This window comes from Vibrio floridensis, assembly GCF_021852965.1.
Lineage (GTDB): Bacteria > Pseudomonadota > Gammaproteobacteria > Enterobacterales > Vibrionaceae > Vibrio > Vibrio floridensis.
Genome location: NZ_JAKGCY010000008.1, coordinates 122575 through 147586, shown reverse-complemented (window position 1 = coordinate 147586; position 25012 = coordinate 122575). Strand labels below are relative to the sequence as shown.

Genomic DNA, 25012 nt, shown 5'->3' with positions numbered 1-25012 from the left:
CCGCGAATGCGGCCCGTTTTGATGTTTATGCCCAGCCTGAGTTTGACTTCTTACGGCGTGGGATCATGTAAGGCAGAATTAAGCCGAACAGAAGGCCAATACCAGCCACACCACCACCGTACATGAAGTATTTCAACAGTAGGTCGTCTTTTTGTGTGTCGAGTTTTGCACGCAGTTGGCGATTTTCCGTTTGTACAGAAGCAAGTTGATCACTGATTTCGCTGTATTTCTTCTCTAGATCTGAAATTTGTTGGTTGCGAGTGTCAAGGGAGTCCACCAAGCCGGCCTTTTCGGTATCGGCATTTTGGCGCGCATTCGCCAATTGAGATTTCACCTCTTTCAGTTCTTTCTCAAGTCGAGGAAGGCGCACAGCCATACTTTCTTGGCGTGTGATGAATTTTGCTTGAACCCAGCCCTTGCGGCCTCGCTCATCGACCACTTCGCTATAGCCAGTTTCGCTGTTGGTTTGAAGGAGTTTTACTTTTGTACCCGCGTCAACGCTACCAATAATACGAAACGTGTTATTTGGGCCTGAGTGCATGTAGGTAAACAGTTCATCTGCGATGTAGCGGTCTTGGGCGAAAACGGATGGTACAGCCAGAATAGTCAGTAACACCGTGACGATGAGTTTTTTCACAATAAATCCCTTAACGATTTAATCAGAGTCGGCGATAAAAATTCGGATTAACGAATAGTAAAAACTTTCCCTGACGCATGCAACAAAGAAGGGAGGCAGAGCCTCCCTTAATGTGCGTTTGAGTCAAATATGACAAGGCGCTTACACAATCGCGGCGCGCCTTACATTCTCATGACGAGAAAATTAACCGAAGATCGCTTGCATTGCGTAGTAGAACACCACGGCAAGTAGTGCACCTGCAGGCAGGGTGACAACCCAAGAAGCAACGATATTACGAACCACGCCTAGGTTGAGTGCTGCGATACCGCGTGCAAAACCAACACCCAATACCGCACCCACAAGTGTTTGTGTGGTCGAAATTGGTAGACCAGTACCAGAAGCTAGTACAACGGTTGATGCAGTAGCAAGCTGAGCAGCAAAACCACGACTTGGAGTCAGTTCAGTGATACCTGTACCCACCGTCGCCATTACTTTGTGGCCCATGGTCGCAAGACCAACAACAATACCAAAACCACCAAGAGGAAGAATCCACCAAGCGATGGTGCTTTTCGCGGTCACTTCGCCCATGTGCTCAACGGTAGATACAACGGCAGATAGTGGACCGATCGCGTTTGCTACGTCGTTTGAGCCGTGTGCGAATGCCATTGCACAAGCGGTGATGACCATGAGCACGCTGAAGATGCTTTCCACGCCGGCGAAACCATGATCGTCTTCGCGGTTAGCGAATTTCTTCTGGATGTAGATGTAACCGCCTAGCATGATCAGGCCAGAGACACCGGCAGACCATAGCCAAGCTTCCGTATTACTTAGGTGTAGACCTACGTGCTTTAACCCTTTTTTGATGGTCACCAGTGCGATTACCATGGTGGTAATAAACATATACACAGGGACGAAACGCTTGGCGTTCATCAATGGTTTTTCTGTATCAAAAATCAGTCGTTGTGCGCTGACGAAGATGACGTAAGCGAAGAAACCAGAGATCAGTGGTGTAATGATCCAACTGCCCACGATGCCTTTTACGCTGCCCCAATCTACCGCTTCAGTACCCACAGAAACGCAAGCGAAACCGATGATCGCACCGATGATAGAGTGCGTAGTTGATACCGGCCAACCCATGTAAGAAGCCAATAGTAGCCATGTACCCGCTGCTAGGAGCGCAGACATCATACCGAAGACAAGAACATCAGGCTGGTCAGCGAAGAGCGATGTTTCGATAACACCTTTACGGATAGTGTCAGTTACTTCACCACCTGCAAGATATGCACCCGCAAATTCGAAGATCATCGCAATGATGATCGCTTGTTTTACGGTTAGTGCTTTTGAGCCTACCGATGTGCCCATCGCATTAGCAACGTCATTCGCGCCAATACCAATTGCCATCATAAAACCAAAAGCTGCTGCAACAATAATCAGGACAGTGCCGTAGTTTGCAAGGATATCCATCGTAATACCTAGTTGATTTATAACAAGCGGAGCAATATCGCACAGGCGTTATCCTGTCTTAGCCGGAGAACTGTGTTATTGGCCAAAACAGGATGCGTAGATAATGCTCTTCGTTATTTTTTGTTGACTTAAAAATTTAAGATCGAGATAGCATCACTTCCAGACGCGCACCGACGCGCTGTGCCTGGTCTGCAATGCCGCCTACCCATTCAAGAATCTTGTACAAGAACATGACATCGATAGGGTTCATCTCCGACTCAATGGCCATTAGCTGCTGACGCAGACCGATTTGCATAGTATCGGTATCATCCTCGATCACATCCAATTGATGGATCATTTCTGCGACCAGCGTGACTTCACGCCCTTTGAATCCAGTTTCAAGAAGCTCATCAAGCTCATTGATCACGTTTTGCGCTTGGTTAGCCGCATCAAGACAACGTTGAACATAAGCAATGAAATTTGGTTGGAGTGCAACAGGAATCATCAGCTTACGACCGTAAACACGGCCTGCAATGTCCTTTGCTAAGTTGGCGAGTTTGTCTTGCTGAGTCAGTAGCTCAAGCATGTCAGTGCGATCGACTGGCAGGAACAAACCGCGAGGAAGTTTCAGACGAATTTCACGTTTTAGAACATCCGCTTCTTTCTCAAGATGAGAGATTTGAGCGCGGATTTCTGCTGCTTTTTCCCAATCACCCTCTGAACAAACTTCAAAGAACTTGATTAGGTGTCCGCAACATTCGTTGACACAAACTACGTGACGCTGCAAAGGCTTGATAGGGGACTTTGCAAATAACCCCATAATTGTATTCATTGGCATGGTCATTCAACCTAATAAATATAACCTTAAAAGAACATACACCATTTCATGGTGAAATGTTGAGCGATGGCTATAAAGGCGCGCATGTTAACGCATTAAATCCATCATTAAAACTGTTTTAGATCATCATTAGTGCGATATTTCTTTCTTGCCCCTCGAGAATTTAGGCAATATCCTGTCCCTGTCTGCTTGATAAGGTATAACTATGGAAACCGAGATAGAACTGAAGTTTTTTGTTTCTCCTGAATTTTCAGAAACTTTGCGCGAAAAAATCGCCGAAACCAAAGTACTTCAGCACAGTTGTCGCGATTTAGGAAACACCTATTTTGATACGCCAGACAACTGGCTTCGCCAACACGATACAGGCTTACGGATACGCCGCTTTGATGATGTTTTCGTGCAAACAGTCAAAACGGCAGGACGCGTGGTTGCTGGTTTACATCAACGGCCTGAATATAACGCTGAACATACCTGCAATACACCGAATCTTCATTTACATCCTGGTGATATTTGGCCACAAGGTAAAGATATCGACACCTTGCAATCGGAATTGATGGCGCTGTTTTCCACCAACTTTACACGCGAACAATGGCTGATTGGTATGCCCGATGGTAGCCAAGTCGAAGTGGCGTTCGACCAAGGAATGGTGAGCGCAGAGGATAAGCAAGATCCCATCTGTGAGGTGGAGTTAGAACTGAAATCAGGCCAAACTGATGCTTTATTTACCCTTGCTCGTCATTTATGTGAGTCTGGCGGCATGCGTTTAGGCAATTTAAGTAAAGCTGCGAAAGGTTATCGCTTGGCTTTAGGTTACCAAGGCGACGAAGTGAAACCATTGAGCCTAGTGGATACGGGCAAAATGGATAATGCCGAATATTGTCTTATTAACTCGCTCGAGCATGCCCTTTCCCATTGGCACTATCACGAGCAAATTTATGTGGAACGCGAATCGGTGGAAGCGTTGCACGAAATCAGTCACGCCATCGGTTTTATTCGCCAAACCTTAGCCATTTATGGTGGCGTGGTGCCACGACGTGCCAGTGCCATTCTGCGTCAAGAGCTTAAATGGCTAGAAGAAGAACTTGCGTGGTTGTCAGAGCACGCGCACTTAACGGAGTTGTTAGACGACAAAGGTAACGTGCTGCGTAAGTTGGATGCGCGCAAGTTCTTAGTGGCGGAACTTACGCAACAGTTTGAGCAGTTGCCGAATCGTGAAGAAGTGTTGTCGTTATTTACCGGGGCTCGTTATACCGGATTGCTGCTCGATCTGAGTCGTTGGATCTTAACTCGCGGGTGGCAGCCATTTTTGGACGATAAAGCGCGAGAGAAAATGGCCAGTGCGATTCGAGACTTCTCTGTGCAGCAGTTGGATCGTACATGGGCAGAACTCATGGAATCCTTTCCGTCTGAGCGAAAGATGTCTGCGCAAGAGTACATTGATCAGCGCTACCGTTTGATGCGCAATCTCTATACAGGAGTAGGTTTTGCCAGCTTGTATGATGCGGAAGAGCGCAATAGCTTTCGCATGCCTTGGGCGGATTTGATCCATGGTATTGACGATCTCTTAATGCTGCGTCATTTACTCCCGCTAGTGGATAAGCTCGAAGGTGAAGAAAAAGATCAACTGGAGCGCTGGTTGGTTCGTCAGGAGCGCTCGATGTTGCATGCGATGGATCAAACACGCGCTATTGGCGTGGAAGCCGATCCATACTGGCGTCATTAATGATGAATTGAGATAAGAATAGGGCGATACGCCCTATTTTTTTTGATCCTCTTCGAGCCGTTTCAGCCGCTCTAAAATTTCATGCTGTTGCTCAAGGAGGGTTTCCAACATCTTCTCTTTATTAATGGAGCGATTAGTTTGCTGCTGGCTCGGTGTGGTCAGAATCGAGGTGATCAAACCGGAAATCATACCAAAAAGGCCAACACCGCTCATGATGATCACCACCGCCAGTAACTTCCCCCCCTCTGTCACAGGATAATGATCGCCGTAACCCACGGTCGAAATTGTCACAAATGCCCACCAAAGGGCGTCTGTTCCGGTTTGAATATTTGACGCTGGGTTTTTCCCTTCAATAAACAGCATCATGCCAGAGCCGACGGTCACCAAGACCACAAGTAAGAGTAAAATCGTTGCAATGGTGGTCTCTTTTCGGTTTTCCTTGAGCTGATGAAGAACAAAGCGCGAAGAGCGCAAAACCAGAATTACGCGTAAAATATGAAATAAACGAGCAAAACGAAGTGGCTCAATCATAGGTAAACTGGCGAGAATATCGATCCAATGTGTTTTGAGGTATTGACGCTTATCTGCGGTGCGGATCAAATCTACGCTGAGCTGAATGAGAAAAATACTACAGATTATGAAATCAAGACCGATAAGAACTTGTCGGGTTTCTGCGTCTAACGGAAAAAACAGTAAGCCAGAGATCACAAATAGCGCCATAAAAGACAAGATTAGTGATAACAGACTCATCGGTTTGGTGTTCTCTTTGATATCATTACTATTCATACGGGGCTCGAAATAAATGGCTAGGTTGAGCGTTTAAAGCAACAACGCATCATAGCAAGGTGCCCAAAGGCGACATCTTCCTGATACGACTATAAAAGAACTGGTGGAGAAACAACAATGGAAAAGCTGGCTTTTAAGCCCTGGGAAAGGGCGATCTCTGACATTCGCCTCGTTCCTAAAATGATTTTGCTGATGGTGTTTAGTACTGTTTTGATTGTTGGTAAACAACTTTGGGACGCGAGCACCTTCTACCAAGCTTTGTTGGCAGCAACGCAAAACGAGCAACTCGCGCAACAGCATTACGATGAGTACTTGGTGCAAGTGGCATGGCAAACGGGTTTGCTGATCATTGTGTTTGTGGTGCTGCTCATGGCCGCCGCAAGCGTGATGCTACGTCAAACTCGCTATTTAAATGACGCGATCAAATTGATGGCGCAAAGAAATCTTTCGGTGCCTTTTGGTATGGCTTGTAAAGACGAATACGGTGATGTGGCGCGTGAGCTAGAAAAAACGCGCCAGCAGTTACACGATATGATTCAGATGCAGATCAGCGCCTCTGATGAACTGTCGGGCCTAACCGAGGTGATGACGCTGAGCATGTCGGAAACCAAAGAGTCCGCGCAAGAAGAGTTCAATGAGATTGATCAACTGGCGACGGCGATGAGCGAAATGACCTCGACGGTGCAAACTGTGGCCGATCATGCCAACAATGCGTCGAGTTTGACTGAGCAAGCTTCACAGCAAGCGAAAAAAGGTCAACAGCTCTTGCAAGGTACCGTATCAAAAATGAGTCAGCTTTCATCAGACATCTCCTCTTCCGCACAAGCGGTCAACCAAGTGGAAGAACGAGTTGGTGCGATTGGTAGTGTGGTTGGTACCATTCAAGGCATCTCAGAGCAAACCAACTTGCTGGCGCTCAACGCCGCGATTGAAGCCGCGCGTGCCGGTGAGGCTGGCCGTGGTTTTGCGGTGGTTGCGGATGAAGTGCGTAATTTGGCTCAGCGCACCCAGACGGCAACGGTAGAGATTCAAGACATGATCTCTCAATTGCAAACCAGTGCCAGCAGTGCTGTTGACCTCATGGAAAAGAGTGTGGTGCAAGCGGCGGAAGGCGTTGAGCTAGTGTCCAACGCGGGTAACGAGTTAGATGGCATTGTCAGTCAGGTAACCAGCATCAATGAGATGAACTTCCAAATCGCCACCGCGGCTGGCCAGCAGAGCAGTGTTGCCGCGGAAATGGATCAGAATCTCTCTAACGTACGCGAACTGGTTGAAGCTTCCGTGGTAGTGGTCAGTGAGCTGCTGGAAACCTCGGAAATGATGCAAAGCAATGCAGAAGCGTTGGATAAGAAAATCAAATCCTTCAAAGTCTAAGGCTTTAGTCACAATGAAACGCCCACATTACTCATGTGGGCGTTTTTTATTGCAGCAAGTCTGATATAAATAGGAACAACCGCTCAACAAGAACAAGGAAGAAAAATGTCGCTGCCATCCCCTTTGATCCCCGTCGCTGAACTGGCAATGCAAAATGCCCAGCAGTCTGGTTATCTTGAACACTGGCCGCAAGCACGAGTCGAGCAATTTAAACGAATTGCAGGCCTCAGTAGGTTTATCGTTGAGGCGCTACAACGTGATGCGCAACTCGCGGAGCAACTGCCAGAGATGCTAGCGCATCCGAGTCGACAAGAGCACTACCGTACGCAGCTTGCGGAGCGACTTGCCCAATGCACGGATGAACAAGCAGGGCATCGCATTTTACGTCAGTTCCGCAATCGAGAGATGGTTTACATCGCGTGGCAAGATTTCACTCAAGCGTGGAGCCTTGAAGAATCCTTAAGCCATCTTTCTGAGTTGGCAGAAGCGATGATCTTTGAAACCTATCAGTGGCAATATCAGTTGTGCTGCAAGGAATGGGGTACCCCGATGAATGCGCAAGGGGAAGCACAACCGATGTTAATCATTGGGATGGGGAAACTGGGAGGTGGCGAACTTAATTTCTCCTCCGACATCGATTTGATTTTTACCTACCCAGAGAATGGTGAGACACAAGGTGCACGACGCAGCATCGCCAATGCACAATTTTTTACTCGTCTTGGACAGCGTATTATCAAAGCTCTTGATCAACAAACTTTCGATGGTTTCTGTTATCGCGTCGATATGCGCTTACGCCCGTTTGGCGAAAGTGGACCATTAGTGATGAGTTATGCGGCGTTGGAAGATTACTACCAAGAGCAGGGGCGTGATTGGGAGCGCTACGCGATGATCAAAGCGCGGGTGATGGGGCGCGAAATGTACCCCGAATACCAAGAGCTGAGGCAGATGCTCAGACCGTTTGTTTTTCGCCGCTATATCGACTTCAGTGCCATTCAATCTCTGCGTCGGATGAAATCGATGATCAGCAGTGAAGTACGTCGTCGTGGTTTAAGCAACAACATCAAACTGGGGGCGGGGGGCATTCGTGAAATCGAATTCATCGCTCAAGTCTTTCAGTTGATTCGTGGAGGACGTGAACCTTCTTTGCGTAAACGGGGGTTACTGGTCACACTCGAAGCCGTCAGACAATTGCAGCTTCTTGAATCCGAGCAAGTCACCCAACTCGTGGATGCATACAAATACTTAAGGAAACTTGAGAACCTGCTGCAAGCGATGGCAGACAAGCAAACCCAAACCCTACCCGATGCAGAGCTGGAACAGCTCGCTTTAGCGGTAGCGATGGGCTATTCGCAGTGGCAAACCTTGTTGGCGGATGTTCAGCGGCACATGAGCAATGTTCATGCGGTATTTGCCACCTTAATTGGTGATGAAGAAGACGAAGTGAGTCCAGTAGCGCGTCACTTCAATGAGCTTTGGGATATGTCACATAATCCAGAAGTGATTGAGCAGATTCTTCAGAACGATTTAGCATGCGAAAATGTCACGATCATGTCAGCACAAATTATTCAGTTTAAAGCTGATTTGGCGAAGAAAACCTTAGGGCCTCGTGGGCGAGAAGTACTCAATCGACTGATGCCGAAGCTTTTCTCAGCTATCTTTGCTGATGTCGATGCGCAATTTGGCCTACCGCGAGTTTTGCATTTGCTGTACAGCATTGCCACTCGAACCACGTATCTAGAACTGCTTGATGAGCATCCTGCCGCATTAACCCAGCTTGTGCGTTTGTGTACGGCAAGCCCGATGATTTCTGAGCAGCTTGCGCGTTATCCTATTTTGTTGGATGAACTTATTGACCCACAGCAGTTGTACAACCCCATTGCACTTGATGCCTATCGCACCGAATTACGTGATTTTCTGGCGCGGATCCCTGAAGACGACGTTGAGCAGCAGATGGACGCGCTGCGTCAGTTTAAACAGATTTGTAGTTTGAGAATTGCTGCTGCAGACATCGCTGGCGTCTTACCCGTGATGAAAGTGAGTGATCACTTAACCTACTTGGCAGAAGCGATTGTTGAAGCCGTTGTGCATCAATCTTGGCAACAGGTGGCTGAAAAATATGGCGAACCCACGCACCTTAAAGATCGCGAGGGCAAAGGTTTTGCGGTGGTCGGTTATGGCAAAGTGGGCGGTTGGGAGCTGGGATACAATTCCGATTTGGATGTGGTATTCCTGCATGATTGCCCAGCGAATGTCTATACCGATGGTAAAAAAGAGATCGATGGGCGTCAGTTTTACCTGCGCTTGGCGCAGCGCATTATCCACCTGTTCTCAACGCGAACGGCGTCGGGCATTTTGTATGAAGTCGATACACGCTTACGCCCTTCTGGTGCTTCTGGGTTGTTGGTTTGCCCCGTTGATGCTTTTGAAGAATATCAGCATAACGATGCCTGGACGTGGGAGCATCAAGCGTTAGTGCGGGCTCGCATGATTTATGGCGATGAGCGTCTTGCCAGCGAGTTTCACCGAGTGCGCCACCAAGTACTGGCCAAACCTCGCGAGCAAGCTAGATTGCAAAAAGAGGTGGTAGAGATGCGTGCCAAAATGCGTGAGCACCTTGGCGGGAAAAAATCTGATCGCTTTATGCTTAAGCAAGATAAAGGTGGCATTACGGATATTGAATTTTTGGCTCAGTACTTAGTGTTGAATTACAGTGCAGAAAAGCCCAAGCTGACTAAGTGGAGTGATAACGTCCGTATTTTCGAAACCTTGATCGCTCAAGGGGTAATGGAAGAAGCACAAGCAATGCTTCTGGTACAAGCCTACACCACCATGCGTGATGAAATACATCATCGCAATCTGCTCAATTTGGACGCGGATGTGGCGTTGGATAAGTTTATGCCATTGCGTCAAGCGGTCAGCAAAGCTTGGCAAGAGTGGCTTGAATCCTCAACTATTTAGACCCGATTAAGGCTGTGTTACACTCAGCGCAGAAAAAATATTGGAGACTTAGAATGAAACCAATCCTACCTGATTACAGCAATGCAGGTGTTCTGATCATTGGCGATGTGATGCTCGATCGATACTGGTATGGGCCAACAAGCAGAATCTCACCAGAGGCACCGGTCGCGGTTGTAAAAGTCGAGAACAATGAAGAGCGTCCAGGTGGAGCGGCAAACGTAGCAATGAACATTGCGTCATTGGGTGGCCATGCACATATTGTGGGTTTGACGGGGGCTGACGAACAAGCGAAAGTGCTGGCGGAAACACTGAGCTCGTTGCAGGTAAGTTGTGATTTTGTGGCGCTCCCTGAATACCCAACCATCACTAAGCTGCGTGTGATGAGTCGCGGTCAACAATTGATTCGCTTAGACTTTGAAGACAAATTTGAAGGCACCGATCCTGAGTTAATTTTAACTCGTATGGAGCGCGCTTTACCCAATGTGCAAGCGGTGATTCTGTCGGATTATGCTAAAGGTGCATTGGAGCATGTTGAGCTGCTTATCGAGAAAGCACGTTCGGCTAACGTTCCAGTCTTTATTGATCCTAAAGGCACCAATTTTGAACCTTATCGTGGTGCCACCTTGCTCACACCAAACATGTCTGAGTTTGAGGCGGTAGTTGGTAAAGTGACATCCGACGATGATTTAGTCGAGAAGGCATTAGGCTTGATTGAAAAATACGAACTGGGCGCACTGCTGGTGACTCGTAGTGAGCATGGCATGACGTTAGTTCGTCCGAATCAAAAGCCGTTCCACCTGCCAACATTGGCGAAAGAGGTGTATGACGTCACAGGGGCTGGCGATACGGTAATATCTGTCTTGGCGGCTTCGGTTGCAGCCGGTAAACCGCTTGATGAAGCATGTGCGTTGGCTAATGCGGCGGCGGGCGTCGTAGTCGGTAAGCTAGGTACTTCAACATTATCGACCATCGAATTAGCAGAAGCCATTCATGGCAGCCGCGATACCGATTTCGGTGTGATTGCCGAAGCGGCACTGATTGATGCGGTGAAAGCGGCGCAAGCTAAAGGCGAGAAAGTGGTCATGACTAATGGCTGCTTCGACATCCTTCATGCAGGCCATGTTTCTTACTTAAATAACGCAGCGAAGTTGGGTGACCGCCTGATTGTCGCCGTGAATACCGATGAGTCGGTGAAGCGCCTGAAAGGTCCTGGCCGCCCTGTGAATCCAACCGATCGTCGTATGGCCGTGCTCGCGGGCTTAGGCGCTGTGGATTGGGTGGTGCCGTTTAGTGAAGACACGCCACAACGTCTAATTTCAGAAGTGCTTCCGGATCTGTTGGTTAAAGGCGGCGATTACAAGCCAGAAGATATCGCTGGTGGCAAAGAAGTGATTGCCGCGGGTGGTGAAGTCAAAGTACTGAACTTTGAAGATGGCTGTTCAACCACAGAGATCATTGATGCAATTAAAGGTGGACGCGGTTAATCACATCGCTTTTCAATGAGCGGTTCACATCATCAAATGAGACAAAAAAGGGTGACATTGCTGTCACCCTTTTCTTTATGCGTGTGTCTCTTTATGCGTTTGTGGCTTCGATTACTTTTTCGCAATCAAACCGGCATCAACATCGAGTACATCTTGCTCGCTCAGTGTACCCACCGCCTGACGAAGTTGCAGTACACTCAAGATGTAGTTGTAGCGTGCATTCGATAGGTTTTTGTTGGCATCGTAAAGACGACGAGTGGCATCAAGGACATCCACGATAGTACGAGTGCCGACATCAAAGCCAGCTTCGGTTGCTTCTAATGCTGAACGCGCAGAAACGACAGATTGCTCATACGCACGCAGTGCACCAATCGATGCATTGATGTTGTTGTTTTGCGCGCGAACTTCTTTCACCACACTACGGTAAGTGGCTTCAAGATCTTGACTGGCCGCGACGTAGTTAAACTCTGCTTGTTTGGTTTGTGAGCTAGTATTACCACCGGTGTAGAGTGGTACGACTAAGTTTACACCAACATTGAAGTTGTTAGTCGTTCCGTCATTTGTGCTGCTGCTCACGTCTGCGTAGTTGTAGCCACCGTCCAAGGTTAATGACGGTAGGTGGCCAGAGCTAGCCAAGGAAATCGTGTCTTTGGCAATGTCTTTGTTAATACGTGCCGATAGAAGGCTCAAGTTTTTCTCTTGCGCTTCTTCAATCAGTGCTTCAGCGGACGCGTTTGAATGGCTTGCTGAGAAACGTTTGGTGTCTAACACGTTCAGGTTTTTATGCTCTTGACCTGTGATTTCACGCAGAGTCTCGTAACTGTTGGTTAGGCTGTTTTCGGCCAGAACTTCGTCTGCCAATACGCCATCGTATTGCGCTTGGGCGTCATGCACGTCAGTAATGGCCGACAGGCCGACTTCAAAGCGTTGTTTGGTTTGTTCTAGCTGACGAGCAACCGCCGCTTTTTCTGCACGGACAAATTCCAAGTTGTCTTGTGCTTTTAGCACTTCAAAGTACGCTTGCGCGGTTCTTAAGATCAACCCCTGTTGCGTCGCTGCGTATGAAGCATCCGCTTGACGAGCCGTTTTCTCCGCGTTGTCTAGCGTGATCCAAGACGAACGTTGGTACAGTTCCTGAGAAAAGTTAATCCCCGCAGTTAACGCATTTTGGTCGTTATCGATCGTTGCTCCAGCATCAAGATCCGTATCACCGCGTCTTAAGTTGTACCCAGCGGTTAAGTTGATTTGCGGTAGCAAAGTACTACGGCTAGAAGTGACCGCTTCAAATGCGGCGTCACGTTTAGCTTGGACGCTCAATAACTGTGGATCGTTTTGCTTTGCCAGATCGTAGATCTCTGCCAAGGAATCAGCCCACACAGATGAACTCAGGCTACCTAGCGCTGCACCAATAAGTAGTGGAAGCAGTTTTTTCATTTTCCATTCTCGCCATGTATAGTTTGATTAATTCTCAAGAGTTTAACTCAAGTTGCTGGATATTTGCCCTAAATTCTGCACTTTTTATTTTTAGCTGTCCAGTTGTGCAATAAATAAAAAATTAAAGCCAAAAAATATTAGAACAATTATATAAAAAGTTGAGCAATGTCCTTTGAGTCATGTTTAAACAGTGAGTAAACTACAAGATTCACTCAGTGAGGTGCGAAATGCAACAGGATGACAAACAACACGCTGTTTTTACTCCAGAAGATGTAGAGGTTCTCTCAAAAGAGCCACTCTTTCAGGGATTCTTCAAGATGATCAAGTACCGCTTCCGTCATAAGTTATTTGCCGGTGGGTGGAGCAATGTGATCGAACGTGAAATGTTTGAACGTGGTCATGCTGCTGCAATGCTTCCTTATGATCCTATTCGTGATCTAGTGGTGATGATTGAGCAGATTCGAGTTGGGGCACTGGAGCACAAGCAACCGTGGCAGCTTGAAATTGTCGCAGGCATGATCGACCGTGATGAATCGGCTGAAGCGGTTGTGCGTCGAGAATCAATCGAAGAAGCTGGGTTAGACGTTGGCCAGATTGAATCGGTAGTCTCATATTACCCATCGGCTGGTGGTTGCTCTGAAAAGTTGGATGTCTTCGTGGGTGAAGTGGATGCCTCTAAAGCGCATGGCATTCATGGTTTAGACTATGAAGATGAAGATATCCGTGTGCATGTGATGACACGTGAGCAAGCCTACGATTTGGTCAAACAAGGCAAAATCGAGAATGGTGCCTCAATTATCGCCTTACAATGGTTAGAGTTAAATCACTTGCAGTTAAAGTCACAGTGGTTGGAGATTGAGTGATGGGTTTAGCAGCAGCAAAACAACCTTATTATGTTGATTTGGCAGGGTTAATGAGAACCTATGAAACCAATTATGCCAAATTAAACGCTTTGCTGCCGTTCAACGCCGAAGTGGGTGATGTTCGCTGTTATCAAGTTGTAAACATGATCTACCAAATGACAGTGAAAGAGGTCACAAAATACACCACCATAGTGGAGATATGTCAGAGTGATGACATACCGTTATTTCCTTTACCTACGATGTCTGTCAGGCTTTATCACGATGCCAGAGTCGCGGAAGTGCTCTCGAGTGGTGAGCATGTTCGATTCAAAGCGAAATACGACTACCCAAATGAAAAGTTGATGCAGAAAGATGAAAAGCATCAATTGAATGCGTTTCTTGGCGAGTGGCTGACCTTTTGTTTAAAAAGCGGTATTAGCCGAACCCCAATAACATTTAAAGAAGAATAACAGAGTCAGGTTTTCATTTTGCAACATACATCCAGTGATACGCTCAGCGAGAACAGTATTAAGCTGTTACAGATTACGGATACTCATCTCTTTGCATCAGATGAGGGCAGTTTGCTGAGTGTTAAAACACTCCAAAGTTTTCAGGCCGTTGTCGAGCAAGTGATGGCGCGCCATGTTGAGTTTGACTATCTATTAGCAACCGGTGACATTTCTCAAGACCATAGTGCGGCCTCCTACCAGCGTTTTGCTGACGGAATTGCGCCACTAGAGAAAGCCTGTTTTTGGTTGCCAGGTAACCACGACTATAAACCCAATATGTCGAGTGTTTTACCTTCCCCCCAAATTACTACGCCGGAGCAGGTGGCGCTTAATCCTCATTGGCAACTGATTTTGCTGGATTCCCAAGTCGTCGGTGTGCCACATGGTCGCCTCAGTGATCAACAGTTGTCGATGCTGGAGCATTATTTACAGGCGTCGCCAGAGAAAAACACCTTAATTTTACTTCACCACCATCCACTGCTGGTCGGCAGTGCTTGGTTAGATCAGCATACCTTGAAAGATGCAGAGGCGTTTTGGCAAATTGTTGAACGTTTTCCGATGGTGAAAGGTATTGTGTGTGGTCATGTTCATCAGGATATGAATGTGATGCATAAAGGCATCCGTGTGATGGCAACCCCATCGACATGTGTTCAGTTCAAACCGCAATCTGACGATTTTGCGCTCGACACGGTTTCGCCCGGTTGGCGCGAATTAACACTGCATGCCAATGGTGAGATCACCACTCAAGTGCAACGCCTAGCTTCAGGCAGTTTTTTACCTGATTTTACCTCAAGTGGTTACTGATATGAGCCATCCTAAGCCTTCACTGCTGCTGTACATTCATGGTTTTAACAGCTCGCCATTGTCAATGAAAGCCAATCTGATGCGTGAATATTGCGAGCAACACCGACCCGACATCAAGGTTGTGGTGCCACAGTTACCGAGTTTTCCGCAAGCGGCTGCAGAGTGTTTGCTAGAGATCGTTCAACAACATAAAACCACTCATCGTATTGGTTTGGTGGGGAGCTCGCTCGGTGGTTATTTGTCAACTTGGCTCAATGCCGAGTTTGGCTTTCGCGCCGTGGTTGTCAATCCGGCGGTGAAGCCATATGAGCTGCTGGCTGACTATCTAGGGCCACAAACTAACCCATATACGCATGAAAGCTATACACTCGAAGCGCGTCATATTGACGAATTGAAAGCGCTTGAGGTAAAAGAGGTCGCGAATCCAGAATCTTTCTGGCTATTGCAGCAAACCGAAGATGAAGTGCTGGACTTCCGTCAGGCAGTGGAAAAGTACGCAGGTTCTGCACAAACGGTAGAAGAGGGAGGCGATCATAGTTTTGTTGGCTTTGAACGCTATCCAGAGCGAATCATTCACTTTCTTGGTTTATAACGCTACCACTCAGAGACAGGATTAGGAGGGGCTCATAATTTTACCTCTGATATCCAACCGTTTCTTGACATAGTCGCACTGCTTTCCGACTATGTTTCTCCGAATACAGCTACCGTGAAACGCACAGAGTCACGCTCTGTGAGTAACAGGGTAGCTTTTTCGTTGTCGCCAGTTGGTGCAAAAGTGCGACCAACTAGGCTCAGACAACAGGTAAACATTGAGAACGATTCCGTATTATGACTGAACAATATAATGCTGGTGCCATTGAAGTACTGAATGGTTTAGAGCCAGTACGTCGCCGACCAGGGATGTATACGGATACAGCGCGCCCGAACCATTTGGGCCAAGAAGTCATCGATAACAGTGTCGATGAAGCGCTGGCCGGACATGCCTCCAAAGTACAAGTCATCCTACATGCAGACCAATCACTGGAAGTGATCGATGATGGTCGAGGCATGCCAGTCGATATCCACCCAGAAGAGAAAGTCTCGGGCGTTGAGCTGATCCTATGTAAGCTGCACGCTGGTGGTAAATTCTCCAACAAAAACTATCAGTTTTCTGGTGGTTTGCACGGCGTAGGTATTTCGGTGGTGAACGCCCTGTCTAAAAGGGTTGAAGTGACAGTACGTCGAGATGGTCAGGTTTACGAAATCGCTTTTGAACATGGTGACAAAGTGTCGGATCTCACCGTGACGGGGACGTGTGGTCGTCGTAATCGCGGTACAAGCGTGCACTTCTGGCCAGACACCAAATACTTTGATTCGCCAAATTTCTCGGTCACACGTTTAGTGAATAACTTGCGCGCGAAGGCGGTTCTTTGCCCAGGTTTGGAAATTACTTTCAGTGACCGTGTGAATGGTAAAGAGCATCAGTGGCTCTACCAAGATGGTTTGAAAGACTATTTGATTGAAGGTGTGAAGGGCTACACCTTACTCCCTGAAGAACCATTTACAGGCCAATTCTCGGCAGAAACGGAAGCCGCGGACTGGGCGGTGATCTGGCAGCCAGAAGGCGGTGAGATGATCACCGAAAGCTACGTTAACCTGATCCCAACCGCACAAGGCGGTACGCATGTGAACGGTTTGCGCCAAGGCTTGTTGGATGCGATGCGAGAGTTCTGTGAGTTCCGCAACTTACTGCCGCGTGGCGTGAAGTTAACGGGCGAAGACGTTTTCGACCGCTGTTCTTACGTGTTGTCGGTGAAGATGCAAGATCCGCAGTTTGCCGGCCAAACCAAAGAGCGCCTTTCTTCTCGTCAAACCGCGGCGTTTGTCTCTGGGGTAGTAAAAGACACCTTTAGCTTGTGGTTAAATGAAAAGCCACAACTTGCTGAGCAACTTGCGGAAGTGTGTATTGCGAACGCTCACCGCCGTATGCGTGCGAGCAAGAAGGTCGTGCGTAAAAAGATTGCATCAGGCCCTGCTTTGCCAGGTAAGTTGACCGATTGCTCCGTGCAAGACTTAGCTCGTACTGAAATCTTCTTCGTGGAAGGGGATTCGGCAGGCGGCAGTGCCAAGCAAGCGCGTGATCGTGAATTCCAAGCCGTAATGCCGCTGCGGGGTAAAATCTTAAATACTTGGGAAGTCTCTGCCGATCAAGTATTGGCGTCTCAAGAAGTACACGATATTTCTGTGGCGCTAGGGATTGATCCAGATAGCGACAATCTTGAAGGGCTGCGTTACGGCAAAATCTGTATCCTCGCCGATGCGGACTCGGATGGTCTGCACATTGCGACACTCTTGTGTGCGCTATTCACACGTCATTTCCGCGCGCTAGTTGAAGCCGGTCATATCTACGTAGCAATGCCACCACTGTATCGTATCGACTGTGGCAAAGAGGTGTTCTATGCGCTGGATGATGCAGAAAAAGATGGCGTATTAGAGCGCCTAAGCCAGAAGCGCGCCAAAATCAACGTGCAACGATTCAAAGGTCTGGGTGAGATGAACCCACTGCAGTTGCGTGAAACCACGATGGATCCCAACACGCGTCGTCTGGTGCAACTGACCATTGATGACTCCGATGCGACCATGGAAATGATGGACATGCTGCTGGGTAAGAAACGCGCAGATGACCGTCGTAGCTGGTTACAAAACAACGGCGATATGGCAGAGGTTTAATAGATGTCTACAGAAATTACTTATGATGGCGTCGAACAATTGCCAATGCGCAAGTTCACCGAAGATGCTTATCTAAACTACTCGATGTACGTCATTATGGATCGTGCGTTGCCTTATATTGGTGACGGTCTGAAACCGGTTCAACGACGTATTATCTACGCGATGTCGGAGCTTGGGCTTTCGGCGGCGGCAAAATACAAAAAATCAGCGCGCACCGTGGGCGACGTGTTGGGTAAGTACCATCCGCACGGCGACTCTGCGTGTTATGAAGCGATGGTTCTGATGGCACAGCCATTCTCATACCGCTATCCGTTGGTGGACGGTCAAGGTAACTGGGGTGCGCCGGATGATCCGAAATCCTTCGCTGCGATGCGTTATACCGAAGCCAAATTGTCGAAATTTGCCGATGTGCTTCTGGGAGAGCTTGGTCAAGGCACGGTCGAGTGGCAGCCTAACTTTGATGGCACGATGAAAGAGCCAAAAATGCTGCCCGCACGTTTGCCTCACATTCTTCTCAATGGCGTGACAGGGATTGCGGTGGGTATGGCGACCGATATTCCCCCTCATAACGTACGTGAAGTTGCGGATGCCACCATTCATTTGATTGATAATCCAGCTGCGCCGCTGATGGATTTAATGCAGTACGTCAAAGGGCCTGATTTCCCGACAGAAGCAGAGATCATTACCCCAAGTAGCGATCTGGAAAAAATGTATCGCAGTGGCCGTGGCAGCGTAAAAATGCGCGCGGTTTGGTGCAAAGAGGGCAGTGACATCGTTATCACGGCTCTCCCGCATCAAGTCTCAGGGGCCAAGCTGCTTGAGCAAATTGCGGCGCAAATGCGCGCGAAAAAATTGCCAATGGTGGAAGACTTGCGTGATGAGTCTGACCATGAAAACCCAACTCGTATTGTGATTGTACCGCGCTCAAATCGCGTTGATTGCGACCAGTTGATGAACCACTTGTTTGCGTCCACTGATTTGGAGAAGAGCTATCGTGTTAACTTAAACATGATTGGTCTCGACAACCGTCCACAAGTGAAAGGCTTGGTGCAGATTTTGACGGAATGGATCACTTTCCGTCGCGAAACGGTACGTTCACGCTTGCAATACCGTCTTGATAAAGTGCTGGCTCGCTTGCACATCTTGGAAGGTTTGTTGATCGCGTATCTCAACATCGATGAGGTGATTGAGATCATTCGTACTGAAGACGATCCTAAAGCGGTATTGATGGCCAGATTTGGCATTACCGATATTCAAGCCGATGCGATTTTGGATACCAAGCTTCGTCACTTAGCTAAATTGGAAGAGATGAAGATCCGCGGTGAGCAAGATGAGCTGGAAAAAGAACGTAAGAAACTGGAAGAGTTACTGGGTTCTGAGCGCCGTCTGAATACCTTGCTGAAAAAAGAGATCCGTGCCGATGCCGAGAAATTTGGTGATGATCGCCGTTCTCCGCTAGTGGTTCGTGAAGAAGCGAAAGCACTGACTGAACGTGACCTGATGCCGAATGAAGCGATTACGGTTGTCTTGTCAGAGAAAGGTTGGATTCGTCACGCCAAAGGTCATGAAGTGGATTGTCAGGGGCTGAGCTACAAAGCGGGTGACAGCTATCTGGCACATGCGTGTGGTAAGAGTAACCAGCAAGCGGTACTGCTTGGTTCAGATGGTCGCAGTTACTCATTAGAATCGCACACACTGCCTTCGGCTCGCGGTCAAGGTGAGCCGATTACAGGCCGCCTCAACATCACGCCAGGAAGCAGTATTCGTCAAGTGATCATGGGTGAAGAAGAACAGCTATGGCTGATTGGCTCTGATGCGGGTTACGGCTTCGTGTGTAAAGGCAGTGATTTGTTGTCGAAAAACCGCAGTGGTAAAGCACTGGTATCGTTGCCTGAAAACGCAGAAGTGATGACCCCATCGGCGGTATTGGATTTGGACAATGACGATATTCTTGCCATTACCAACCAAGGCCGTATGTTGATGTTCCCAATTAAAGACTTGCCGCAACTGGGTAAGGGTAAAGGGAATAAGATCATCAATATTCCAGCCGCGAAAGCCAAAGCGAAAGAAGAGATCCTGTCGCATTTGATTGCTCTGCCAAAAGGCGCTTCACTGACGCTGTACGCAGGCAAACGTAAGTTGGGCTTGAAGCCTGCCGATTTGGATAACTTCCGTGGAGAGCGAGGCCGTCGAGGTGGTTTGCTGCCACGCGGCTTGCAGCGTGTTACTCGTATTGAGCTTGAGCAAAGTGACTCATCGGATAGCTCAGAAACGGCTACTGACGCGTAATAGAAGCAGAAAAAGAACCCCAAGCCTAGGCTTGGGGTTCTTTTTATCACTCGGATTGCATCGTTTGGATTGAGATTAGATTTCTCGGTTATCTTCCGCAATCGTCACTTTGAGAGTCATCTCTTGTCCTTTGCGGATGATACCGACATCGACGGTTGTCCCCGGACGTAGGTCGGTCACAATATCCATCACACTCTGACGACCTTGGATCTTCTTGTCATCAATACTTAAGATAATGTCTTGTGCTTCAAAACCGGCGTTTGCTGCCGGGCCGTTGGGATCGACGCCCAATACGACGATACCACCAATATGTTCATTGCCAAGCAAACGTGCAGTCACCGCATTAATGTCTTGCCCATCAATACCAATATAACCTCGGATCACTCGGCCATCGGCAATGATCTTTTCCATGATTTTATTTGCCAGAGGGAAAGGGATGGCGAAAGAAATACCATAAGTTTCCAGATCGGTGGCTTGCTGAAAAGAGGCGGTGTTGATACCAACCAGCTCGCCTTTGGTATTGACTAAAGCACCACCTGAGTTGCCTTCGTTGATCGCGGCATCGGTCTGAATAAAAGCTTGTCTGCCATCGGCACTGATGGAAGAGCGGCCAGTGGCCGAAATAATGCCAAAGGTGGTGGTTTGCCCGAGGTTATAGGGATTACCTATCGCCAACACCACATCGCCAACTTTGGCTTTGTAGTTTGAATTTAATGGAATGACAGGTAAGTTGCTGCCTTCTATGCGCAAAATGGCGATGTCAGTGCGACGATCTTTGCCCACCAATTGCGCTGCGGCGACTCGGCCATCTTGCAACGCCACAACGATTTGATCGGCTTGGGCGACCACATGGTAGTTGGTAATGATATAGCCTTTTTCACTGACGATGACACCAGAACCCAACCCTTGCGTTGACAGCTTGCTACGGTCGTTTTCAACGTATTTTCGGCTGTAAATATTGACCACCGCAGGCGCAGCATTTCTCACTGCCTGATTAAATGAGATTTGCAGAGAACTGGCATCTTGTGGTGATACATCCAGCGTGGTGGTAATCACATTACTACGAAGAGAGGGAACAGCGAGTAACACCAGCAAAGCTGTCACCAGCCCTAAAACGACGGAACGCATAAGAAAGTTGAGCATGCCCTCTCCACAGAAGTCACAAAGTTAGAACAGAAAGCAGAGAATAGCATTACCTGATTGAATAATAAAAGGGCAGCCCACTTTAGGACTGCCCTTTGCATGCTCGATCATCATTGAGGTGATACGTTTACTTAGCGAATGACTAAGTAGATAGTGCGCTCACCACGTTGGATATTGAGCGCAAGCACGCCAGTTTGTTTTTCAACAATGGCACGGAAATCGGCGAGATTTTTCACTCGCTGACGGTTGACACCGATAATGATGTCGTCTTTTTGTAACTGGTATTGTGCCGCTGGCGAGTTATCTGCCACGTTGATCACTTTAACCCCAGCAATGCGATCGTCTGACGTGGTATTCGCCAACTCAGCACCAGCAAGGCCTTCGTGCATTTTATCGGCTTTGGCCTTGGTTTGTTGCGACTCACCCAAAGTGACATCAAAGCGCTTATCCTTACCATCACGCACCACGCCAAGCTCGATTTCTTTGCCAGCCCCGAGTGTTGCAATTTTGGCTCTTAGCTCAGAGAAGGTATCGATTTTCTTACCATTGAGAGACACAATGATGTCGCCTGCCTTGATGCCGGCTTTATCTGCGGCGGAGTCAGGAACCACTTGGCTGACAAATGCACCTTTGCTCGAGTTATAGCCCAGCGCCTCAGCCAGTTCAGAGGTGATTTCACCACCTTGAACGCCTAACATGCCACGTTTGACTTCACCAAATTCCAAAATTTGGTCAGTTAAGTTCTTCATCATATTCGATGGAATGGCGAAGCCAATACCGACGTTGCCGCCATTAGGGCCGAGAATCGCCGTATTGATGCCGATGAGCTCACCATTGAGGTTGACGAGCGCACCACCGGAGTTGCCGCTGTTAATTGCCGCGTCGGTTTGAATAAAGTTTTCGAAGTTTTCAATGTTTAAACCACTACGACCTAAGGCTGAAACAATGCCGGACGTCACTGTCTGTCCCAAACCAAATGGGTTACCAATGGCGACGCTGAAATCACCCACACGTAACTTGTCGGAATCGGCGAGCTTAATCTCGGTTAAGTCTTTAGCGCCATCGACTTTGAGCAGAGCGACATCGGACATCTCATCGCCACCAATTAACTCGGCATCGTATTCACGACCATCGTGAAGCTGAATTCGTATTTCATCAGCGCCTTTGATGACGTGGTAGTTCGTCACGATATAGCCTTTATTGGCATTAATGATGACACCAGAACCTAAACCACGGAATGGACGTTCACGAACTTGTTCTGTTGGGAAATCAGGCCCAAAAAAGAACTGAAATTGATCGGGAATACGCGAGCGTTCTACCTGTTTACCTTCAACCGCGATACTGACGACCGCTGGGGTAACACGTTCGAGCATTGGCGCTAAGCTCGGCAACTCCTGTCCACTGACGCTAAAAGGCAGTGCGGCGGTTGCTGGAAGAGGGGCAAGGGCTGAGCTTAAGCTCAAAGACAATGCAGTCAAAACAAGCAAAGGTTTTTTCATCCAATAACTCCTATAAATACCAGTCTATTGCAAAGGACAGAGACTCAAACAAAATAGGTTTACTTCCTATCAATATTGTCGTCTTAAACAGTTTTCAATAGACAGTGATGTGAGTTAGGACTCAAAAACCTTTGAAAAGTTCATCAATGAGAAAAATTAGGATGCTTTTGCAGTGATGACTTCTGGTGCATCCAGGATGACTTTTTTCTGATCATTGAATAGCCCAGTTGCGCCGTTAGCGTAATCTTTTGGCTGTTCAGTGACTTCATCCGTTACATTTTCTTCAGTGTTATTTTCTTTAGCCAACAGTGCCACTTTATCAAATGGGTTGTCTTGTGTTGGTAGGTTCGGTAGAAGCTCGGCAGAAGTTTTCGCCATATGTTGATATAGCTTGCTGTAATCTTTACCGAGCGTATCGAGTAGCTCAGCGGTTTGTGAGAAGTGATCAATCAGCTCTTGGCGTTGTTGCTCTAGTTCATACTTTGCTACATCAAGCTCTTTTTTGATGTTCTTCTGTTTTTTGTATTCTGGTGTGGTAAGTCGTGACACGACAACACCAACAATTGCTCCGACAAGCAAGCCCACAATGGCATACATCCAAGGCATAACAGCTCCTTATAATGGTTTTAACATGTTATTTACTGCTTAGTTACACGTATTGCGTCACCATGTTACTATGGGAGCAGTAGTCAATAAAGCAAAATAGCAACGACACAATCTCAAGTTTGATAACGGGATTTTATGCCCTGTTTTGGTATGAGAACAATGAGCCCATTAGAAAAATACGAACACGACCTCGCGCATAACGGATTTCAGAAAGACGCTGCTCAGTACAATGCGGTGCGAGCACTAGATAGGCTTTTTCATCAATATCTCGATTATTGCGCCCAGCCTCAACCGCAACAAACGCGTTGGCAAAAATTATTAGGTAAACAGCCGCCAGCTAAATTGCCACCTCAAGGACTCTATTTTTGGGGTGGTGTTGGGCGTGGAAAAACGTATCTGATGGATACTTTTTTTGAGGCTTTGCCAACTCAACGCAAAATGCGAGTCCATTTTCATCGCTTTATGTATCGAGTTCACGACGAGCTGAAACGGTTAGGCGATGTAGAAAATCCACTGGAAAAAGTGGCTGACGTGTTTAAGGAAGAGGCGGATATTGTCTGCTTTGATGAATTTTTTGTTTCGGATATTACCGATGCAATGATTCTCGGCACGCTGATGCAAGCGATGTTTAGGCGTCAAATGATACTGGTGGCGACGTCGAACATTGTACCGCAAGAGCTATATCGCAATGGATTACAGAGAGCCCGCTTTCTGCCAGCTATCGCTTTGATTGAACAACATTGTGAAGTGCTCAATGTGGATAGTGGCATTGACTATCGCCTACGAACGTTAGAACAAGCAGAGATCTATCATTATCCATTGGATGAACAGGCAAACCTCAATCTAAATCTCTACTATCAGCAGTTAGTTGGAGAGGGCAAAGCCAAATTACACAGTGTTGACATCAATCATCGTCAAATAGCCGTTATAGAGGCCAGTGATGGGGTGCTGCATGCTACGTTCGCCCAGCTGTGCCAAACCGCACGCAGTCAAAATGACTATATTGAATTGTCCAAAATCTATCACACGGTATTGTTGGCGGATGTACCACAAATGGACAATAAGATCGATGATGCTGCGCGACGATTTATCGCCCTCGTGGATGAATTCTACGAACGACACGTTAAATTGATTATTTCCGCGGAAGTCGCACTAGAGCAGCTCTATCTGCAAGGGCAATTGGGGTTTGAGTTTAAACGCTGTCAATCTCGTTTAGTGGAAATGCAAAGTCATGAGTACTTAGCGAGAGAGCATCTTGCTTAGATTCTTAGTCGATGTGACCTAGCGCGGAGAAAAAATTAGTGATTGAGTGCAAAAAAAGGTGATTTTTTCTTCGCCCTTCTCTATAATCCTGCGACCCACCGTTACTGCAGACCTAATTTATCGAAGTTATTCGAGATATAAGGTCGAGAGTGCCAACCGCTCGAAGGGGTGATGACTGGGCTCTTAGACAGTGTGGGAGCACAGCGGTGTGTTCCTTTAAAGTTTAAATTTGAATTAACGGGTTATTATTAGCATGAAAACTTTCGTTGCTAAACCAGAAACTGTAAAACGCGACTGGTACGTTGTAGACGCTGAAGGTAAAACTCTTGGCCGTCTAGCAAGTGAAATTGCATCTCGCCTACGTGGCAAACACAAAGCTGAGTACACTCCACACGTTGACACTGGTGATTACATCATCGTTATCAACGCGGAGAAAGTTACTGTAACTGGTAACAAAGCTGCAGCAAAAACTTACTACCGTCACACTGAATTCCCTGGTGGTATTAAGTCAATCACTTTTGACAAGCTGATTGTTCGTAAGCCAGAAATGGTCATTGAGCTAGCGGTTAAAGGTATGCTACCACGTGGTCCTCTAGGCCGTGCTATGTACCGTAAGCTAAAAGTTTACGCTGGCGCTGAGCACAACCATGTTGCTCAACAACCAAAAGTACTAGACATCTAATTGGGGATAT

General features: G+C 47.5%; 20 protein-coding genes. 12 read left to right on the top strand and 8 right to left on the bottom strand.

The features are described 5' to 3' along the window. Window positions 1–25 precede the first annotated feature (25 nt). From LZU85_RS13690 to LZU85_RS13680, 3 genes are all read right to left on the bottom strand, one after another. Window positions 26–637, bottom strand: coding sequence for a TIGR04211 family SH3 domain-containing protein (locus LZU85_RS13690; protein ID WP_176298409.1), 612 nt, complete (start codon window positions 635–637; stop codon window positions 26–28). Between the two features lie 183 nt (window positions 638–820). After that, a complete protein-coding gene (locus tag LZU85_RS13685; RefSeq protein ID WP_176298410.1) occupies window positions 821–2080 on the bottom strand; it encodes an inorganic phosphate transporter in 1260 nt (419 codons plus the stop codon). Window positions 2081–2216: 136 nt separating this feature from the next. Then, window positions 2217–2897 (bottom strand): TIGR00153 family protein, encoded by a 681-nt coding sequence (locus tag LZU85_RS13680; protein ID WP_176298411.1) that lies wholly within the window; start codon window positions 2895–2897, stop codon window positions 2217–2219. A gap of 205 nt (window positions 2898–3102) precedes the next feature. Here LZU85_RS13680 and LZU85_RS13675 point away from each other — a divergent pair, with 205 nt between their 5' ends. Then, window positions 3103–4620, top strand: coding sequence for a CYTH and CHAD domain-containing protein (locus tag LZU85_RS13675; RefSeq protein WP_176298412.1), 1518 nt, complete (start codon window positions 3103–3105; stop codon window positions 4618–4620). A 33-nt stretch (window positions 4621–4653) separates the two neighbouring features. Here LZU85_RS13675 and LZU85_RS13670 read toward each other — a convergent pair whose 3' ends face one another. After that, entirely contained in the window at window positions 4654–5406 is a 753-nt protein-coding gene (locus tag LZU85_RS13670; protein WP_176298413.1) for a potassium channel family protein, read from the bottom strand. Window positions 5407–5523: 117 nt separating this feature from the next. On the opposite strand from LZU85_RS13670, the gene LZU85_RS13665 reads away from it, so the two are divergent. From LZU85_RS13665 to hldE, 3 genes are all read left to right on the top strand, one after another. Continuing rightward, entirely contained in the window at window positions 5524–6780 is a 1257-nt protein-coding gene (locus tag LZU85_RS13665; RefSeq protein ID WP_176298414.1) for a methyl-accepting chemotaxis protein, read from the top strand. Window positions 6781–6885: 105 nt separating this feature from the next. Continuing rightward, window positions 6886–9738 carry a bifunctional [glutamate--ammonia ligase]-adenylyl-L-tyrosine phosphorylase/[glutamate--ammonia-ligase] adenylyltransferase gene (gene glnE, locus LZU85_RS13660; RefSeq protein WP_237287273.1) on the top strand — a complete coding sequence of 951 codons (2853 nt, stop codon included), beginning with the start codon at window positions 6886–6888 and terminating at the stop codon, window positions 9736–9738. A 53-nt stretch (window positions 9739–9791) separates the two neighbouring features. Further along, window positions 9792–11222: a bifunctional D-glycero-beta-D-manno-heptose-7-phosphate kinase/D-glycero-beta-D-manno-heptose 1-phosphate adenylyltransferase HldE gene (gene hldE / locus LZU85_RS13655; protein WP_237287272.1), complete on the top strand. Its 1431-nt coding sequence runs from the start codon at window positions 9792–9794 to the stop codon at window positions 11220–11222. A 111-nt stretch (window positions 11223–11333) separates the two neighbouring features. Here hldE and tolC read toward each other — a convergent pair whose 3' ends face one another. Next, window positions 11334–12656 carry an outer membrane channel protein TolC gene (gene tolC / locus LZU85_RS13650; protein ID WP_237287271.1) on the bottom strand — a complete coding sequence of 441 codons (1323 nt, stop codon included), beginning with the start codon at window positions 12654–12656 and terminating at the stop codon, window positions 11334–11336. Window positions 12657–12883: 227 nt separating this feature from the next. Here tolC and nudF point away from each other — a divergent pair, with 227 nt between their 5' ends. The 6 genes from nudF (at window position 12884) to parC (ending at window position 19809) form a co-directional block, all read left to right on the top strand. Then, the gene (gene nudF, locus LZU85_RS13645) at window positions 12884–13519 is read left to right on the top strand and encodes an ADP-ribose diphosphatase (protein ID WP_176298418.1); all 636 of its coding nucleotides are present in this window, start codon (window positions 12884–12886) and stop codon (window positions 13517–13519) included. Continuing rightward, window positions 13519–13968, top strand: coding sequence for a DUF1249 family protein (locus tag LZU85_RS13640; RefSeq protein WP_011078693.1), 450 nt, complete (start codon window positions 13519–13521; stop codon window positions 13966–13968). The genes nudF and LZU85_RS13640 overlap by 1 nt, the downstream gene beginning before the upstream one ends. A gap of 18 nt (window positions 13969–13986) precedes the next feature. Then, the gene (gene cpdA / locus LZU85_RS13635) at window positions 13987–14811 is read left to right on the top strand and encodes a 3',5'-cyclic-AMP phosphodiesterase (RefSeq protein WP_176298419.1); all 825 of its coding nucleotides are present in this window, start codon (window positions 13987–13989) and stop codon (window positions 14809–14811) included. Window position 14812: 1 nt separating this feature from the next. Next, on the top strand, window positions 14813–15403 hold the full coding sequence (gene yqiA / locus LZU85_RS13630; protein WP_176298420.1) for an esterase YqiA: 591 nt from the start codon (window positions 14813–14815) through the stop codon (window positions 15401–15403). Window positions 15404–15639: 236 nt separating this feature from the next. Beyond that, complete coding sequence (parE, locus tag LZU85_RS13625; protein WP_011078690.1) at window positions 15640–17520, top strand: DNA topoisomerase IV subunit B; 1881 nt, start codon at window positions 15640–15642, stop codon at window positions 17518–17520. A 3-nt stretch (window positions 17521–17523) separates the two neighbouring features. Beyond that, window positions 17524–19809, top strand: coding sequence for a DNA topoisomerase IV subunit A (gene parC, locus LZU85_RS13620; RefSeq protein WP_011149492.1), 2286 nt, complete (start codon window positions 17524–17526; stop codon window positions 19807–19809). 75 nt (window positions 19810–19884) lie between these two features. Here parC and degS read toward each other — a convergent pair whose 3' ends face one another. From degS to zapG, 3 genes are all read right to left on the bottom strand, one after another. Then, complete coding sequence (degS, locus tag LZU85_RS13615; protein ID WP_011149493.1) at window positions 19885–20952, bottom strand: outer membrane-stress sensor serine endopeptidase DegS; 1068 nt, start codon at window positions 20950–20952, stop codon at window positions 19885–19887. A gap of 131 nt (window positions 20953–21083) precedes the next feature. Beyond that, window positions 21084–22451, bottom strand: coding sequence for a DegQ family serine endoprotease (locus LZU85_RS13610; protein WP_011078687.1), 1368 nt, complete (start codon window positions 22449–22451; stop codon window positions 21084–21086). A 156-nt stretch (window positions 22452–22607) separates the two neighbouring features. Then, window positions 22608–23057 carry a Z-ring associated protein ZapG gene (zapG, locus tag LZU85_RS13605; RefSeq protein ID WP_237287270.1) on the bottom strand — a complete coding sequence of 150 codons (450 nt, stop codon included), beginning with the start codon at window positions 23055–23057 and terminating at the stop codon, window positions 22608–22610. 159 nt (window positions 23058–23216) lie between these two features. Here zapG and zapE point away from each other — a divergent pair, with 159 nt between their 5' ends. Then, on the top strand, window positions 23217–24320 hold the full coding sequence (gene zapE / locus LZU85_RS13600) for a cell division protein ZapE (protein ID WP_237287269.1): 1104 nt from the start codon (window positions 23217–23219) through the stop codon (window positions 24318–24320). 253 nt (window positions 24321–24573) lie between these two features. Beyond that, the gene (rplM, locus tag LZU85_RS13595) at window positions 24574–25002 is read left to right on the top strand and encodes a 50S ribosomal protein L13 (RefSeq protein WP_011078684.1); all 429 of its coding nucleotides are present in this window, start codon (window positions 24574–24576) and stop codon (window positions 25000–25002) included. The last annotated feature ends 10 nt before the right edge of the window (window positions 25003–25012 follow it).

What these genes read in the sequence shown, in the direction of transcription:
- LZU85_RS13685 (WP_176298410.1), bottom strand. Translation starts at nt 2,080, where the DNA reads ATGGATATCCTTGCAAACTACGGCACTGTCCTGATTATTGTTGCAGCA.
- LZU85_RS13680 (WP_176298411.1), bottom strand. Translation starts at nt 2,897, where the DNA reads ATGCCAATGAATACAATTATGGGGTTATTTGCAAAGTCCCCTATCAAG.
- LZU85_RS13675 (WP_176298412.1), top strand. Translation starts at nt 3,103, where the DNA reads ATGGAAACCGAGATAGAACTGAAGTTTTTTGTTTCTCCTGAATTTTCA.
- LZU85_RS13670 (WP_176298413.1), bottom strand. Translation starts at nt 5,406, where the DNA reads ATGAATAGTAATGATATCAAAGAGAACACCAAACCGATGAGTCTGTTA.
- LZU85_RS13665 (WP_176298414.1), top strand. Translation starts at nt 5,524, where the DNA reads ATGGAAAAGCTGGCTTTTAAGCCCTGGGAAAGGGCGATCTCTGACATT.
- glnE (WP_237287273.1), top strand. Translation starts at nt 6,886, where the DNA reads ATGTCGCTGCCATCCCCTTTGATCCCCGTCGCTGAACTGGCAATGCAA.
- hldE (WP_237287272.1), top strand. Translation starts at nt 9,792, where the DNA reads ATGAAACCAATCCTACCTGATTACAGCAATGCAGGTGTTCTGATCATT.
- tolC (WP_237287271.1), bottom strand. Translation starts at nt 12,656, where the DNA reads ATGAAAAAACTGCTTCCACTACTTATTGGTGCAGCGCTAGGTAGCCTG.
- nudF (WP_176298418.1), top strand. Translation starts at nt 12,884, where the DNA reads ATGCAACAGGATGACAAACAACACGCTGTTTTTACTCCAGAAGATGTA.
- LZU85_RS13640 (WP_011078693.1), top strand. Translation starts at nt 13,519, where the DNA reads ATGGGTTTAGCAGCAGCAAAACAACCTTATTATGTTGATTTGGCAGGG.
- yqiA (WP_176298420.1), top strand. Translation starts at nt 14,813, where the DNA reads ATGAGCCATCCTAAGCCTTCACTGCTGCTGTACATTCATGGTTTTAAC.
- parE (WP_011078690.1), top strand. Translation starts at nt 15,640, where the DNA reads ATGACTGAACAATATAATGCTGGTGCCATTGAAGTACTGAATGGTTTA.
- parC (WP_011149492.1), top strand. Translation starts at nt 17,524, where the DNA reads ATGTCTACAGAAATTACTTATGATGGCGTCGAACAATTGCCAATGCGC.
- degS (WP_011149493.1), bottom strand. Translation starts at nt 20,952, where the DNA reads ATGCTCAACTTTCTTATGCGTTCCGTCGTTTTAGGGCTGGTGACAGCT.
- LZU85_RS13610 (WP_011078687.1), bottom strand. Translation starts at nt 22,451, where the DNA reads ATGAAAAAACCTTTGCTTGTTTTGACTGCATTGTCTTTGAGCTTAAGC.
- zapG (WP_237287270.1), bottom strand. Translation starts at nt 23,057, where the DNA reads ATGCCTTGGATGTATGCCATTGTGGGCTTGCTTGTCGGAGCAATTGTT.
- zapE (WP_237287269.1), top strand. Translation starts at nt 23,217, where the DNA reads ATGAGCCCATTAGAAAAATACGAACACGACCTCGCGCATAACGGATTT.
- rplM (WP_011078684.1), top strand. Translation starts at nt 24,574, where the DNA reads ATGAAAACTTTCGTTGCTAAACCAGAAACTGTAAAACGCGACTGGTAC.